The sequence below is a fragment of the Flectobacillus rivi genome (genome assembly GCF_030056655.1).
In the GTDB taxonomy this organism is placed as follows: domain Bacteria; phylum Bacteroidota; class Bacteroidia; order Cytophagales; family Spirosomataceae; genus Flectobacillus; species Flectobacillus rivi.
Window position 1 is genome coordinate 1 of record NZ_JASHIE010000045.1, and the last position, 533, is coordinate 533.

Genomic DNA, 533 nt, shown 5'->3' on the forward strand with positions numbered 1-533 from the left:
GTTGGACCTGCTACTGGGCCTGTCGGGGCACAAGTCCAACCACTACCACCACCGCTGTTGAAGGTTAATCCTGTAGGAATGCTAAAACTTTCACTCACAATACCTGTACTGGCTCCTGAACCTACGTTGTTAATAGTTACGGTATAAGCATAAGCTGTGTTTGGTGATCCTGTACTTGGACCACTGATGCTAGTCGTTAAGTCTGATACTGGGGGCGTTGGACATACCGTCGCTGTACCATAGTTGTCTTTGTAACTCTCCGAAAGTGCTCCATTAACTCCACTCAAATATATCGAGTTGGGCGAGTTCAACTTAGGGGTATCTGCTCCTCCTGTACCATCTGCTACGTTGCGATACATACGAATACTTCCGATACAAGCTTGGGTTCGAAAACGAAACAATGGTATCTCAACACCTGCTACGATATTCGGAAGAATAGGACTGCCCGTTAACGCAAAATAGCCATACTCGAGACTTGTATTCAGTGCCGTGCGCTGAGTAGACCAAATATAGTTCCCGGCATTGGTAGAGGG

1 protein-coding gene is annotated in these 533 nt (G+C 46.9%); it reads right to left on the reverse strand.

Annotation, left to right across the window (positions count from 1 at the left end):
• The coding region (locus QM481_RS24850) for a hypothetical protein (protein WP_283383800.1) at positions 1–533 on the reverse strand (533 nt) is incomplete at both ends.